We start from the raw sequence: 13,498 nt of genomic DNA, 5'->3' as shown, positions 1-13,498 counted from the left end.
ATGTGTCCGGACGACGACACGGTCCGCCACCCCGCGCGGCCGCATGTGCGGAGCACCCGCGTCCATGTCCCGAACTGGCGCGTATGCAGCGCATATCCACCGTTTCCCAGCGGTAGAAAGCACCTTGGTGGCAGTCTGCTCAACAGCAGATACGCAAAGTCGCAAGCAGTACATGCAGCCGGAGGTGCACGTCCCGTGGCGTCCAATGTCAATCCCACTGTCAGGCGCCGCCGGCTGGGCCAGGAGTTGCGCCGGCTCCGCGAGCTCAAGGGCATGACGGCCGAGGAGGTCGCCGAGCGGCTGCTGGTCTCCCAGTCGAAGATCAGCCGCCTGGAGAACGGCCGCCGCAGCATCAGCCAGCGCGACGTCCGTGACCTGTGCGGGGTCTACGAGGTCGAGGACGTCCGGATCGTCGACTCCCTGATGCAGATGGCCAAGGACTCGCGCCAGCAGGGCTGGTGGCACTCCTTCGGCGACATCCCGTACAGCGTGTACATCGGTCTGGAGACGGACGCGGCCAGCCTTCGGGTCTACGACCCCCAGGTCGTCCCGGGGCTGTTGCAGACGAAGAGCTACGCGGAGGCGCTGATCTCGGGCGCGTTGCCGGAGGTCGCCCCGACCGATGTCGACAAGCGGGTGCAGGTGCGGCTGCGCCGACAGGAACGTATCTCTGCCCCGGAGAACCCGCTCCGCCTGTGGGCCGTCCTGGACGAGGCGGCGCTGCGCCGCGAGGTCGGCAGCCGGCACGTGATGATCGAGCAGTTGGAGCACCTCATCGAGATGTCCCGGCTGCCGCATGTCACCGTGCAGCTCATCCCGTTCGCGATGGGAGCGCACCCCGGTGTCAGTGGCCAGTACGCGATCCTGGAGTTCCCGGACGCCGCCGACTCCAGCGTGGTCTACATCGAGGGCGTGACCAGCGACCTCTACCTGGAGAAGGCGCAGGACGTACAGAAGTACAGCGTGATGTACGAGCATCTGCGCGCCCAGGCGCTGAACGCCGACCAGAGCCGGGAGTTCATCGCGAACGCGGCCAAGGACTACGCGCGCTGAGCTGCGGCGCCGGAAGATACACCTTCGGCCAGTCCCGGCGGAAGTCCCCACTGGAATATGCCATCCAGTCGAGTGAATAGTCGCTCCGCACTCCGATGTTGGCGAGTAGCGTCGATCACGCCATCAAGCAACAACGTTGGCGAAAACGTGCCGTGCGGAAGGAAGACACGCGCTTACGGCATGCGACAGCAACTCAGCAACTGGTTACCGGAGCGAACATGGCAATCAAGCAGGGCCTCACGGACAAGTGGGTCAAGTCCTCGTACTCGCAGGGCAATGGCGCCTGCGTCGAGATCAAGTCCCCTGTCCTGTCGGCAATGGCCGTCCGGGACTCCAAGGTCCCCGAGGGTCCCATCCTGGCGTTTCCCGCGGGCGCGTGGAACGCCTTCGTGTCCTCGGTCAAGGTGTAAGGGGGCTGATCCCCTGAGCCTCGACCGATGACGATCGACAACTGCACAAGCACCACACAAGAGCCCTCTCGACCAGCCCGCCGTCCTTGCCGAGGGGGCTCGGCTTGTGCCCGGCAGATGCGCGACGCGTCTGCCGGGCACGGCCGTTCGCGAGTGGGTCACCTCACTCGCGACGCGTCTGCCGGGCACGGCCGTTCACGAGTGGGTCACCTCACGGGGAAGGCCACATCGCACACCGGGTCCCCGGCGCCCGCCGCGTCCCAGTCCGCGAAGTAGATCTCCCGGCATGGACCCGCCTGCCACAGCCCCTCCTTCGCGATCCACTCCTCCACCGCCTCGAAAGCGGCCAGGATCTGCGGATGGGCCACCTGCGCCTTGGTGATCCGGGTGCAGGCGATCCGCTGGGCCGGCTCCACGCGCACCTTCGTCGCATGGCTACGGCCCTGCTTCTCGGCCCAGGCCCGGGCCGCCGCCGCGTCGGCCACCGGCACACACGACTCGGCCGGTCCGTCGCTCTCCGGCGACACATCGGAGTGGTACACGACGAACGGCGGCGCGGTGATGCCACCGCACTCCCGCGCACCCTCCTCAAGCCGCCCCAGCGACGCGCCGATCCACGCCGGCAGCTCGCCCGCCAGCACATGCCGCGTCTCGGTGATCAGCACCTGCTCGGGCACCTCCACCGTCTCGACCACGAACTTCCCGTACATCTCGGAGCTCCTCCCCGACAGCCGTCCACGGAGGTACTCGGCGAGCGTCCGCTGCCCGGCGAACCGCGCCTCCACGTCCGCCCAGTACGCGTCGAGCCGGGCGGCGGCCGCGGCCCCGTCCGGTGCCTCGACGACCTCGGCGATCCGCGCGAGCGGCATGTCGAGCTGGCGCAGCAGCGCCACGAGCCGGGCGGGTTCGACCTGGTCGGCACGGTAGTAGCGGTAGCCGCTGACCTCGTCGACGTGCGCCGGGGCCAGCAGCCCCAGCCGGTCGTACAGCCGCAGGGCCTTGGCCGACAGCCGCGCCCGGGCGGCGAACGCCCCGATGGTGAGCAGTTCCTCTCCTACGTCCACCACGTCATCCTCCGTCGCCGGGCGCCGTTCGCCCGGCGACAGGAAACTCGGGTCTGACCCAGGGGAAAGGTCAAGCGGCGATCTGCGCCTCGATGGCGGCCACGACCTCCGCCGCGTCCGGCTCGGTCTGCGGCGAGAAGCGGGCGACGACCTGGCCGTCCCGCCCGATCAGGAACTTCTCGAAGTTCCAGCGGATGTCCCCGCTGTGCCCCTCGCCGTCCGCGAACCCGACAAGACGCTCGTACAGCGGATGCCTCCCCTCGCCGTTCACCTCGACCTTCTCGGTCATCGGAAAGGTCACGCCGTACGTCGCCGAACAGAACTCGGCGATCTCCTCGGCGCTGCCCGGCTCCTGCCCGAGGAACTGGTTGCAGGGCACCCCGAGCACGCTGAACCCACGCTCCGCGTACTGCTCGTGCAGCCGCTCAAGCCCGGAGTACTGCGGGGTCAGCCCACACTTGGAGGCCACGTTCACGACCAGGACGACCTGGCCGACGTACCGCTTGAGGTCGGCGGAACCGCCGCCGAGCGCGGCGATCTCGACGTCCAGGGGATTGCTGCTGTTTACCGTCATGCCCGGATGCTAGTGCCGCGACAGGCAACGTTCGCCCCGTCGTGACGCCCGGCACGCACTCTCGCCGCACCGGCCGAAAGCCCAGGTACATCCAGTACGAGGGCTTCCGGCCGGCACGCCGAGAGCACGCACCGGACGCCGCTCCTTGACGGGCAGACGTTGCCTGCCGCGGCACTAGCCGCGCCGGGTGACAGCTCTCCGGCCGCCTCCAAGAGGACCTCCCCCGCCGCCGTCCGCACATACAGCACCGACCGCCCCGCCCTCCGCCGCTCCACAAGACCCGCGTCCAGCAGCACCCGCAGATGCCGGCCGACCGAGCCCAGACCCTGCCCGGTCACCGCGACCAGCTGGGTCGTGCTCATCGGGGTGCCGAGCAGGACGAGGACCCCGGCGCGGGCGGTGCCCAGCAGGGCGCCGAGTCCCGTCGGTACGGCACGGCGGTCGTGGTGTGAGGCGAGCGCGCCGGTGCAGGGGTAGACGACGGCGTACCGGTCGTCGCCCTCCCACGACGCCCACCCCGACTTCGGCGTCACCGGCACGAAGACCAGTTCGGCGCCCGAGATCTCCCGCGGCGGATACTCGTGCCGGTTGACCTGGAACCGGCTCTCCCCGAGCCACCGGGTCCCCGGCCGCAGCGAGTCCAGTACCGCCGCCCAGCCGCTCCGGCTCACCTGCACGGTACGGGCGACCACATCCGCCTCCAGAACCCGTCGGCGCCGGTCCCAGTCCGGCCGTACGGTCTCCTGCCAGACGTACGCAAGAAGCGCCGCCGCCCGCGACGGCAGATCGTCCCGTTCCAGCTCGGCGGGGAGCGGCCCCGCGAGGGAGAGGGCGAGGTGAGCGCGCGCGTCCGAGGGGCGGGCCGCGCGCACCCGGGCGACGCCCTCCTCGAAGGTCTCCCCGTCGCGGGGCGTGGGCGTGAGGAAGTCGGCGATCCACTCCCGCCCGAGCCCGGCGCGCACCAGCAGCGCGGTCACCGGATCGGCGGCCAGCAGCGCGAGGTAGCCGGGCCGGTGCGCCCGCAGCCAGTCCCGCTCCCCGGGATGCGCGCCCACGCCCGCGTGCAGCAGCTTCAGGCTCGCGAAGGTCTCGGCGAGCGGCGAGAGCACGAACCGGCTGCGCGCGAGCGTGTCCGCGTTGACCTGCCACCAGCCCATGACGCCTCCTTTCGCACCTGTGCGAAACATTAACGGCCCCCGCAAGCGCCGCCCGAGACTCCCGCACATGCGCAGCAACAGCTACCAAGCCCTCTTCCGCACCCCCGAGTTCACCCCGCTCTTCCTCTCCTCCTCGGCCCAGATCGCGGCCCACACGGTCGGCGGTCTGGCGCTCGGCACCCTCGTGTACCGGGCGACGGGCTCCCCGCTGCTGTCGGCGGTGAGCATGTTCGGCCCGTCGCTGGCCCAGGTGCTGGGCGCGTCCCTGTTCCTGTCGGGTGCCGACCGCCTCCCCCCGAGGGCGACCCTGACGGGCCTCTCGCTGGCCTTCGCGGCGGCCACGGCCCTCCTCGCCGTACCGGGCCTGCCGATCTGGGCCGTCTTCGCCGTCCTGCTCGCCCAGGGCCTGATCGCCTCGCTCGGCGGGGGAGTCCGCTGGGGCCTGCTGAACGAGATCCTCTCCAAGGACGGCTATCTGCTGGGGCGTTCGGTCTTCAACATGACGAGCGGGATCATGCAGATCGCCGGATACGCGACGGGCGGGGTGCTGGTGACGCTGGTGTCGCCCCGCTGGTGCCTGCTGCTGGCGGCTCTGCTGTACCTCCTCGCGGCGGCCGGAGTCCGCCTCGGCCTCACCGTCCGGGCCCCGCGCGCCTCGGGCCGCCCGTCGGTCGCGGCCACCTGGCGCACCAACGCCCTGCTCTGGTCCTCCCGCCCCCGCCGGACGGTCTACCTGGCCCTGTGGATCCCCAACGGCCTGGTCGTGGGCTGCGAGTCGCTCTACGTCTCCTACGCCCCCGGATCCGCCGGCACCCTGTTCGCCTGCGCGGCGCTGGGGATGCTCGCGGGTGATGTGACGGTGGGCCGCCTGATCCCGCCCGCGCGGCGCGTCCGGCTGGGGGTACCGCTGCTGGTGCTGCTGGCTTCGCCGTACGCCCTCTTCGTGCTCGGCCCGTCCGTGCCGCTCGCTGCGGTCGCCGTGGCGCTGGCCTCGGTCGGTTTCGGGGCGAGTCTGATCCAGCAGGAGCGGCTGATGGCGCTCACCCCGGACGAACTGAGCGGGCACGCGCTGGGGCTGCACTCGGCCGGGATGCTGACCTTGCAGGGCGTGAGCGCGACGCTCGCCGGGTCGGTGGCCCAACTGACCTCTCCCGCGACGGCGATGACCGTGATGGCGGTGGCGTCGCTGGCGGTGACCGGCTGCCTCGCGAGAGGACTGCGTACTCCGGTGCCCGGGGGGAGGGAAGAGTGCGCGGTGTCTTGACGTGTCCCTGGCGGGGTGGATACATGTGTGGGAGCGCTCCCATGTATTTCCACCTTCCGATGCTTTCCGGTGCTCACTTCTCTGGAGTCGCAGTGAGAACACACAAGAGCTCGGTGGCGGCGAGGCTGCTGATGGCGCTGGCCACCCTGTTGGGCCTGCTGGTCCTGGGCGCGACCCCGTCCCAGGCCGCGGAACCTCAGGCCACCGGCCTGCACATCAGCAACGGCCGCCTCCTTGAGGCGAACGGCAACGACTTCGTGATGCGTGGCGTGAACCACGCTTACACCTGGTACCCCGGCGAGACCCAGTCGCTGGCCGACATCAAGGCGCTCGGCGCCAACAGCGTCCGGGTCGTGCTGTCCGACGGCGACCGCTGGACCCGGAACACGCCCGAGGAGGTCGCCGCGGTCATCGCCAGCTGCAAGGCGAACCGTCTGATCTGCGTCCTGGAGGTCCATGACACGACGGGCTACGGCGAGGATGCGGCGGCCGGCACGCTCGACTCGGCGGCGGACTACTGGATCGGCCTGAAGGACGTGCTGGCCGGCCAGGAGGACTACGTCATCGTCAACATCGGCAACGAGCCCTGGGGCAACACCGATCCGGCGGGCTGGACGGACCCGACCATCTCCGCGGTCAAGAAGCTGCGGGCGGCCGGCCTGGAGCACACGATCATGGTGGACGCGCCGAACTGGGGCCAGGACTGGCAGAACGTCATGCGCACCAACGCCCCGGCGGTGTACGCGGCCGACACCACCGGCAACCTGATCTTCTCGATCCACATGTACAGCGTCTACGACACGGCGGCGGAGATCACGGACTATCTGAACGCCTTCGTCGCGGCGAAACTCCCCATTCTGATAGGCGAGTTCGGCGGCCCCGCGGACCAGTGGGGCGACCCGGACGAGGACACGATCATGGCAGAGGCGCAGAGGCTGAACCTCGGCTATCTGGCCTGGTCCTGGAGCGGCAACACGGACCCGATCCTGGACCTGTCGATCGGCTTCGACCCGAACCGGCTGAGCAGTTGGGGCCAACGCGTCTTCAACGGCCCGAACGGCATCGCCCGGACCTCGAAGGAGGCCACGATCTTCGGCGGCGGGGGCACCGACACCCAGCCCCCGACAGCCCCCGGCACCCCCACGGCATCGGCGGTGACCTCGACGTCGGCTCAGCTGACCTGGCCGGCGGCGACCGACAACGTTGGCGTGACCGCGTACGAGGTGGTACGCGTGACGGGCACGACGGAGACGACGCTGGCCGCGTCGACGACGACCTCGGCGGCCCTCACGGGCCTGTCGCCGAACACGGCGTACACGGTGGCGGTCTACGCGAAGGACGCGGCGGGCAACCGCTCCGCGCGCTCGGCGACGGCGACGCTGACGACCGCGAACCCGCCCACCGGCACCTGCGCGGTCACCTACCGGGTGGTCAACGAATGGCCGGGCGGCTTCCAGGCCGACCTGACCGTGCGCAACACCGGCACCGGCCCCGTCAACGGCTGGACCCTGGCCTTCGCCTTCCCGGCGGGCCAGACGGTGACGAACATGTGGGGCGGCGTCCCGGCGCAGACGGCGGACACGGTACGGGTGGCCCCGGCGTCGTACACGACGACGATCCCGGCCTCGGGCTCGGTCTCGATCGGCTTCACCGGCACCAAGGGAACGACGAACCCGTCCCCGACGGCGTTCACGCTGAACGGCGCGACCTGTACGACGAGTTGACCTTTTGCGGACGGGCCCGCGGCGCATGTCGCGGGCCTCTGTACATGGTGACTCTGTACATGGCGACTCTCTACATGGCGACTCAGGAAGTGGCGCGCAGCCGGCCGTGGGACCGCTGGCGGAGCTGCTCGACGGCCTGGGCCGTGGCATCGTCGGCTGGGAGGAAGACGACCAATTGCTGGTAGTCCGAGGAGAGTTCGAGGATCTCGCGGCGCAGCCGGAGCTCCCCGGCCGTCGGATGGTTGACGCGGACGTCCCCGCGTCGCGGAACCGTGTGCCGGTTGAGCCGACGGGTGAAGTCGGGCCCCGCGACGGGCGCGAGCTCCGTGCTGAACCACTCGGAGTTCTCGACGGAGGGCGCGAGCCACAGATCGAAGACCTGCTCGTCCGCGATGTCGTCCCAGTCGGCGAAGAAGGTGCGGGCGTGGGGTCGGTGAAGAGGTACCGGGTGAGGTTGGGGCTGTCGGAGTCGAGCAGCCCGCTCCCGCTCGTCATGGACGCGTAGCCGTTGCTGTGGGCGAGGATGTCGCCGAGCCGGTTGGTCACGACGGCGATACCGGGTTCGAGCAGACGGAGGGTACTCAATACCCGCTGTTTCACGCTGCGTATGGTGGCACCTGCTGTGATTTGCCCAGTTGGGAGATCGAGCTTGACGTAAACCCAACTGGTGTCACCCACGTTCCGATAGATAGCGTCGGCACACTCGTGAGAACCCTCGCCCCACCGGGAGCCATCCGTGAACCGCCGCCCCACACTGCTCGCAGCCGCCGCGCTGACCGCTGTCGCGGCCCTGTCGCTGTCCGCCTGCGGGGGCAGCGACGGCAGCGACAAGGGCAACGACAAAATCGCGGGGGCTGATACGGGAGGCGACTCCTCAGCCTCGGCTTCGCCGAGTGCGAGCGCGTCGGGCTCCGCCGAGCGCCCGACGATCAAGCTGCCTTCGGACGTGAAGCTGACATTCACGCCCGAGGAGACCGGTGACTCGGTGAAAGACGCAGTACTGCGCGACAACGCGGAGGTCATCCGGGCCATCGACGCGGCCATCATCGCTGGCGACCCGAGACTGCCGAGCCTCGAGTTCTACACCGAGGGCGAGGGCGCTGCGGCTGCGTATGAATGGGTCAAGGGGTACGTGGACGGTGGCCTGACCATCACGGGGAGCGTGCGCTACTTCAACCGGAACGTGAAGGTGAAGTCCAAGGACTCTGCGTCGATCGGCTACTGCGCGGATGAGAGCAAGGGATACGACAAGGTCATCAAGACCGGCAAGCTCAAGGGAACTGAGGTGACCAAGAACAGCTACGTCGCCTACACCGCCCAGGTCAACCTGAACAAGGACGGCGTCTGGGAACTCACCAAGATTTCTGGGGCACGCGGAGCTGCGGTATGCCAGCCGTAAAGCGTTTTCTGAGGTTTGCACTTTTCGGGGCGTCTGCGGGAGCACTGGTCCTCTCCATGGCGCCTGCAGCTGTCGCATCGCAGACAGGCTCCGGGGGCGGCGCGGTAATCGGCGGCGGGTCCGGCTCCGAGTCGGGCACCGGCGCATCTGGCGGCGCCGACGGCGACAAGCTCACCTCGACCGTCTCCGCCGGGATCGTCTACGACCGTTCGAAGAATGGCAGCGGCCAGTCGACCGGCGCCGTCACATCGACCTCAGCGTCCTGGACTCCCCCTGCCTGCTACTACGCGCCGAAGTACACGCCCAAGGAACTTGAGGCGCAGATGAAGCAGGTGTGGCAAAGCAGCGCGCCCAGCCACGAGTGGGCCCTGATGACGCAGAACTATTTCGCCAACGGCGACCCCTACAAGGACTTCAACAAGGACAAGGCAGGCGACGGCTACTGGTGGGACTCGTACGTCACTGAAGGCCGAGAGGCCGACCCGGCGTCCAATGAGTGCGACGAGATGCCGTTCTGGGTCGACAAGGGTGACGCGCCGCCGGCCAACCGCCCGCAGGCCATCACGGCCGAGACGCTCGCCCAGCTCGCCTACGGCGAGATCCGCGTCCCCTCCACCAAGGTCGACCTCGCCCCGGAGAACACCACGAAGGTGAACCTGCCGACCTGGGCCTGGCTGGACACGGCGGACTTCAAGCCGGTCTCGGTCACGGCCTCCGTCCCGGTGCTCGGCCTCAGCGCGACGACCACCGCCGAGCCGATCTCGCTGAAGATCGAGCCGGGCACGGACGACGCGGTCACCTACCCCGCCTCCGGCGAATGCGCGATCAACAACGGAAACATCGGCGAGCCCTACGCCAAGGGCAAGGCCGACCAGACCCCGCCGTGCGGCGTGAAGTACCTGCGCTCCTCCGGCGACGGCTCGTACAAGCTCCAGGCGACCATCACCTGGGAGATCAGCTGGAAGAGCACCATCGGCCAGGGCGGCGACCTCCCCAACGGCACCTTCGGCGCGGACCAGGACGTCGTCGTCCAAGAGATCCAGGCCGTCAACCGCTGACCACTGCGAGGAGCAAAGGTGTCCAAGGGATCCGATCTGCAGGTCGACTACGACCTGTTGAGCACCAGCGCGACGCAGCTCGAGGAAATCCGCAAGGAGTTCAAGGGGCTGGGTGGGTGGAAGAACGAGGTCACCGCTGTCGTCGGCGACTCCCGCGTCAAGAAGGTCATGGGCGAGTTCGTGGACAACTGGGACAGGAACCGCAAACGCCTGATCAAGGAGATCGAGGAGGTCGGGGACATGGTGGAAACCACCCGTGACGCTTTCCAGACACTCGATGACGATCTCGCGAACGCGACCAAGGGAAAGCAGAAGTAGCGCCGCGGGCACGCACCGACCGATGATGCTCGTAACTCTTCGCAGGGGGAACTTCCATGGCGCGGCCGGCTGACTGGTCACCGCTCGCCGAAGCGGATCCCGTTCCGGGTGCCCCGGAGGGGATCCGCGACGAGGTCGAGCACATGAAGAGCGTCGCCAAGAAGCTCCGTGACCAGGCCGCGGCGCTGCAGGCGATCGCCGACAGTGACGGTCTGAAGGGCAAGTACGCGGACAAGATCGGTGAGAAGGCCGGCGGCTTGTCCAAGCGGCTGGATCTGGCCGAGGACCGCTACCGGGAGGTGAAGGGGCACCTCAAGGGCTGGGCGGATGACATGGAGGAGGCCCAGAAGAAGGCGGACCGCGCGCTGCGGGACGCGAAGGACGCTCAGCAGATCATCGACAGCCGCAAGCCGGACGACAAGGAGAACGGCTCCGGCAAGGACGGGTCCGGTGCGGAAAGCGACGACCCGGCGGTCAAGCAGGCCAAGGAAGACCTTGAAAGTGCCCGTACGAGGCTGAACTCGGCGGTGTCCTTCTATGACGAACGGGCAGGCCATTACGCTCGTGAGATCGGGAAGTCGATCGACGACGACATGGAGGACAGCTGGTGGAACGACATCAAGGCGTGGGTCGGCGACGCCGAATGGCTTGACAAGCTCGCGGACAAACTGAGTGACATCAGTACCGTGGTCGGAATGCTCGCGGTCGTCTTCCCCGCGCTCGGCCCGGTGGCCGCTGCCCTCGCGGGAGTCGTGGCGGTCATTCACCTGGTGAAGGCTCTCACCGGCAACGGGTCCTGGTTCGATGTGCTGTTGGACGTCGCGGCACTCAAGATGATGCGCAACGGCCTGAAAGCGGCGAAGGCCATCAAGGGCCTGCAGAACCAGGGGCGGAGCCTGTCGCAGGGGCTCGCCAAGCAGAAGCGGGCACTGGATTCGATGCGCGCGAGCCGCGCACAGCGAGCGGCCGTCAGGGGCCGGGCCTCCCGGCTGCACCGCAGCCTGGACGTCCAGAGAGGACGGGCGGCAGCGAGGGGCGTGCGCGATGAACCGCTGCCGGAGGTGACCCGGAAGGAAGTCCGCAAGACGTTCGGCGATCCCACGATGGCTAAGCAGATCAAGGACATCCGGCGCTGGCGGGATGAGTTCCCTGACAGCCAGGAGCTGCGCAACGTCGCTGGGGAGGCGGAGCACCATCTCGGCGTTCAGCGCGCGTCCTGGCTCGTGGGGTCGGGCCTTGACCTCGCCGACAAGGGCGGAGAGAAAATGACAGACTCCTACGGGGCGACGAAGGACAACATGTCAGTACCGGTGGGGTCGCAATGGTGAGGTTCAAACCGACGAGGTGGAACCCCAGTGCCGCCGAGGGCGCCAAGGCCCGCAAGCTGCGACAGGGCCGAGGAGGCTCCCAGGCACCGGGCCCCCATCACCCTCGTCTGTCTTCTCCGCTCGCCCGTGAGGTGAGGTCGCAGAACGAGTCGTCGACCGCCGATCCGGGGCTGTCTCCCGCTGCCCGTGAGGACGAGGACGCGTTCCGCAGCGGGCAGAAGGTACGCATGGCGCTGGTCGCCGTCGCCGTCGTGATCCTCCTGTGGTTCCTCAGTTCGGACGAAGAGCCCGGCGGCTGGCGTGTCCCGGCTCTTCAGGCTTGGGCGTTGAACATCGCCGCCGCCACGCCCCTGCTGGCTCTGGTCCGCTTCCGGAACCCCCGTGCCAGGGAGGAGACCGTCACGCTGGAGTTCGAGCTGAAGTTCCTCAGCGGTCTCTACGCCCTCTTCGCGATCGTGGACATCTTCTCCGGCACCGGCACCCAGTGGGGTGCGCTACCCGCCCTGGTGTTCGGCGTCGCCGTCTACGCAGGCATCTGGTACACGAACAAGCAGGCTCGTGCCCGTGGCTGAACCGACCTCCGCGCCCACCGGCTACCGGCTCGTCCTGCCGTCGGACTGGGTTCAGATCCCCCTGCGCACGGGCGAGGCAGAACAAGTGGCGCGGGACATCGTCACGGAAGCGTTCGCCCGCGTACCGGCCGACGTGCCGCGCGACAAACTCACCCCGCTCCGGCTGGAGCTGGAGCGGCGGCTGCTGGCCGCCGTCGCGGACGCGCGCCGTGCCGAGGCCCTGGAGCTGTACCTGCCGATGCGGCTGTCGGGCGAGGTGAACCTCGGCGCGTCGATCATCGTCTCCGAGACCAGGCTGCCGACCCGTAGCGACGAGAGCGGCACGACCGGGGCCATCTCCGATCCGGCCGAGGTCGCCGCACAGCTCATGTCGCGTGACGGCGGAAGCAATATCGACCTCAGCAGCGGTGAGGTGGACGGCGCGCTGGCCGTGCGGCGGGAGCGGGTCGTACCCGCCGCCCCCGACCGCGGCGTGGAGATGGACAGCCGAAGGGTCGACTACTTCGTGTCCGTGCCCGGTGACCCGGGCCGCTGGTTCGTGGCGGCCTTCTCCACCATCGGAGCCGGGAGCCCGCGCGACGACCTGGCCGACGCGCTCGTCGAGTGGTTCGACGCGCTGATGACGACGTTCCGGTGGAGCTGGAAATGACGGAGGACCGGCTGGAGCTGGACCACGAGTTCGACCTCCTCATCAACTACGACCCGAACCGGTGGCTGGAGATCCCACCCCGTTGGGACAGGGAGTCGTGGCAAAAGGCCGACGACTGGTCCCGGGAGTGCGCGGAACTGCTGTGGCAGGCGTTCGCGCAGCACCCCGGGAAGTCGGGGGTCGCCTTCCTCGCCGGCACCTTGCGGTGCTGCGCGGACGCCTTCGCACCGGAGCGGTTCGACACCCGCGTGCTCCTGCACATCGCCTCCCCCACCGCGCTGCCGCTGCCGCTCGTCGCCAGCGTGGAGCCGGCCTCGGGCGCACGCGAACGAACGCTGCGCGCTCTGGTCAAGGCAGATGATCCGGAGGCGGTCGAACCCCCGGTCGTCGCGGCCCATCACACCAAGCAGCTCGGCGACGGTCTGCGCGCCTTCCGCTACGTACGCCAGGACGATACGTCCGAGGTCATCGCAGGAATCACATACGCCTGGCGCGTCCACGACGTCGGAGCCGACGTGACGCTGTGGACGGCCACCGACGACACCGGCCAGATCATCCGGGCCTCGCAGGACATCGAAGAGCTTGCACACAAGCTCAGCGTCAGGGTTCTGGACCTTGAACCGGAGAGCGAGGCTTCTCCGGGCACGGCGGCTCTCCGACGTCGAGGGCTGGTCGCTGACGAACGAGGCTATCGAGACGCCTGACATGGCATCGACGTTCACCAGCTCGATCCCGGGTGAGGACAAAGCCGAGAGTTCGTCCTTCACCGTCTACCAGGACAAGGTCAGCGACGCGATCGAGCAGCTGCTGCCCAAGGGCGCTGACGGGTACGCCGTCCTCCTGCGTAAGGGATCCTTGCCAGGTTGTACTGGCGCTGCCGCGCCGTGCTGTTTTCCCTGGTCAGAACCGTGCGGCGAGCCACTTGATC

14 protein-coding genes and 1 pseudogene are annotated in these 13,498 nt (G+C 68.8%); 11 read left to right on the top strand and 4 right to left on the bottom strand.

Going from position 1 to position 13,498, the window contains the following annotated elements; translation table 11 throughout:
- The first annotated feature begins 195 nt into the window (after positions 1-195).
- Together RMT89_RS14860 and RMT89_RS14855 are read left to right on the top strand one after the other, a co-directional pair.
- Positions 196-1,053: a helix-turn-helix transcriptional regulator gene (locus tag RMT89_RS14860; protein ID WP_315884220.1), complete on the top strand. Its 858-nt coding sequence runs from the start codon at positions 196-198 to the stop codon at positions 1,051-1,053.
- 218 nt (positions 1,054-1,271) lie between these two features.
- Positions 1,272-1,463 (top strand): DUF397 domain-containing protein, encoded by a 192-nt coding sequence (locus tag RMT89_RS14855; protein ID WP_315884219.1) that lies wholly within the window; start codon positions 1,272-1,274, stop codon positions 1,461-1,463.
- Positions 1,464-1,669: 206 nt separating this feature from the next.
- Here the strand turns inward: RMT89_RS14855 and RMT89_RS14850 are convergent, their stop codons facing one another.
- From RMT89_RS14850 to RMT89_RS14840, 3 genes are all read right to left on the bottom strand, one after another.
- Positions 1,670-2,530 (bottom strand): MerR family transcriptional regulator, encoded by an 861-nt coding sequence (locus tag RMT89_RS14850; protein WP_399498155.1) that lies wholly within the window; start codon positions 2,528-2,530, stop codon positions 1,670-1,672.
- 67 nt (positions 2,531-2,597) lie between these two features.
- Positions 2,598-3,101: a glutathione peroxidase gene (locus RMT89_RS14845; protein ID WP_315884218.1), complete on the bottom strand. Its 504-nt coding sequence runs from the start codon at positions 3,099-3,101 to the stop codon at positions 2,598-2,600.
- Entirely contained in the window at positions 3,098-4,258 is a 1,161-nt protein-coding gene (locus RMT89_RS14840; protein WP_315884217.1) for a helix-turn-helix domain-containing protein, read from the bottom strand. The genes RMT89_RS14845 and RMT89_RS14840 overlap by 4 nt, the downstream gene beginning before the upstream one ends.
- 67 nt (positions 4,259-4,325) lie before the next feature.
- On the opposite strand from RMT89_RS14840, the gene RMT89_RS14835 reads away from it, so the two are divergent.
- Together RMT89_RS14835 and RMT89_RS14830 are read left to right on the top strand one after the other, a co-directional pair.
- On the top strand, positions 4,326-5,522 hold the full coding sequence (locus tag RMT89_RS14835; protein WP_315884216.1) for an MFS transporter: 1,197 nt from the start codon (positions 4,326-4,328) through the stop codon (positions 5,520-5,522).
- A 131-nt stretch (positions 5,523-5,653) separates the two neighbouring features.
- On the top strand, positions 5,654-7,246 hold the full coding sequence (locus tag RMT89_RS14830) for a cellulase family glycosylhydrolase (RefSeq protein ID WP_315884264.1): 1,593 nt from the start codon (positions 5,654-5,656) through the stop codon (positions 7,244-7,246).
- Between the two features lie 82 nt (positions 7,247-7,328).
- Here RMT89_RS14830 and RMT89_RS14825 read toward each other — a convergent pair.
- Positions 7,329-7,852: pseudogene (locus RMT89_RS14825) on the bottom strand (transcriptional regulator); the annotation flags it as partial.
- A 130-nt stretch (positions 7,853-7,982) separates the two neighbouring features.
- On the opposite strand from RMT89_RS14825, the gene RMT89_RS14820 reads away from it, so the two are divergent.
- The 7 genes from RMT89_RS14820 to RMT89_RS14790 are packed head-to-tail and all read left to right on the top strand — an operon-like array spanning position 7,983 to position 13,274.
- Positions 7,983-8,645 (top strand): hypothetical protein, encoded by a 663-nt coding sequence (locus RMT89_RS14820; protein ID WP_315884215.1) that lies wholly within the window; start codon positions 7,983-7,985, stop codon positions 8,643-8,645.
- On the top strand, positions 8,633-9,703 hold the full coding sequence (locus RMT89_RS14815; protein WP_399498152.1) for a hypothetical protein: 1,071 nt from the start codon (positions 8,633-8,635) through the stop codon (positions 9,701-9,703). Before RMT89_RS14820 ends, RMT89_RS14815 begins: the two co-directional genes overlap by 13 nt.
- 18 nt (positions 9,704-9,721) lie before the next feature.
- Positions 9,722-10,021: a hypothetical protein gene (locus tag RMT89_RS14810; RefSeq protein WP_315884213.1), complete on the top strand. Its 300-nt coding sequence runs from the start codon at positions 9,722-9,724 to the stop codon at positions 10,019-10,021.
- 56 nt (positions 10,022-10,077) lie between these two features.
- Positions 10,078-11,349: a putative T7SS-secreted protein gene (locus RMT89_RS14805; protein WP_315884212.1), complete on the top strand. Its 1,272-nt coding sequence runs from the start codon at positions 10,078-10,080 to the stop codon at positions 11,347-11,349.
- The gene (locus RMT89_RS14800) at positions 11,343-11,921 is read left to right on the top strand and encodes a hypothetical protein (protein ID WP_315884211.1); all 579 of its coding nucleotides are present in this window, start codon (positions 11,343-11,345) and stop codon (positions 11,919-11,921) included. The genes RMT89_RS14805 and RMT89_RS14800 overlap by 7 nt, the downstream gene beginning before the upstream one ends.
- Positions 11,914-12,570 (top strand): hypothetical protein, encoded by a 657-nt coding sequence (locus RMT89_RS14795; protein WP_315884210.1) that lies wholly within the window; start codon positions 11,914-11,916, stop codon positions 12,568-12,570. The genes RMT89_RS14800 and RMT89_RS14795 overlap by 8 nt, the downstream gene beginning before the upstream one ends.
- Positions 12,567-13,274 carry a hypothetical protein gene (locus RMT89_RS14790; protein WP_315884209.1) on the top strand — a complete coding sequence of 236 codons (708 nt, stop codon included), beginning with the start codon at positions 12,567-12,569 and terminating at the stop codon, positions 13,272-13,274. Before RMT89_RS14795 ends, RMT89_RS14790 begins: the two co-directional genes overlap by 4 nt.
- The last annotated feature ends 224 nt before the right edge of the window (positions 13,275-13,498 follow it).

Source organism: Streptomyces sp. P17 (genome assembly GCF_032436805.1).
GTDB lineage: Bacteria > Actinomycetota > Actinomycetes > Streptomycetales > Streptomycetaceae > Streptomyces.
This window is presented reverse-complemented; position numbering and strand designations above follow the sequence as displayed.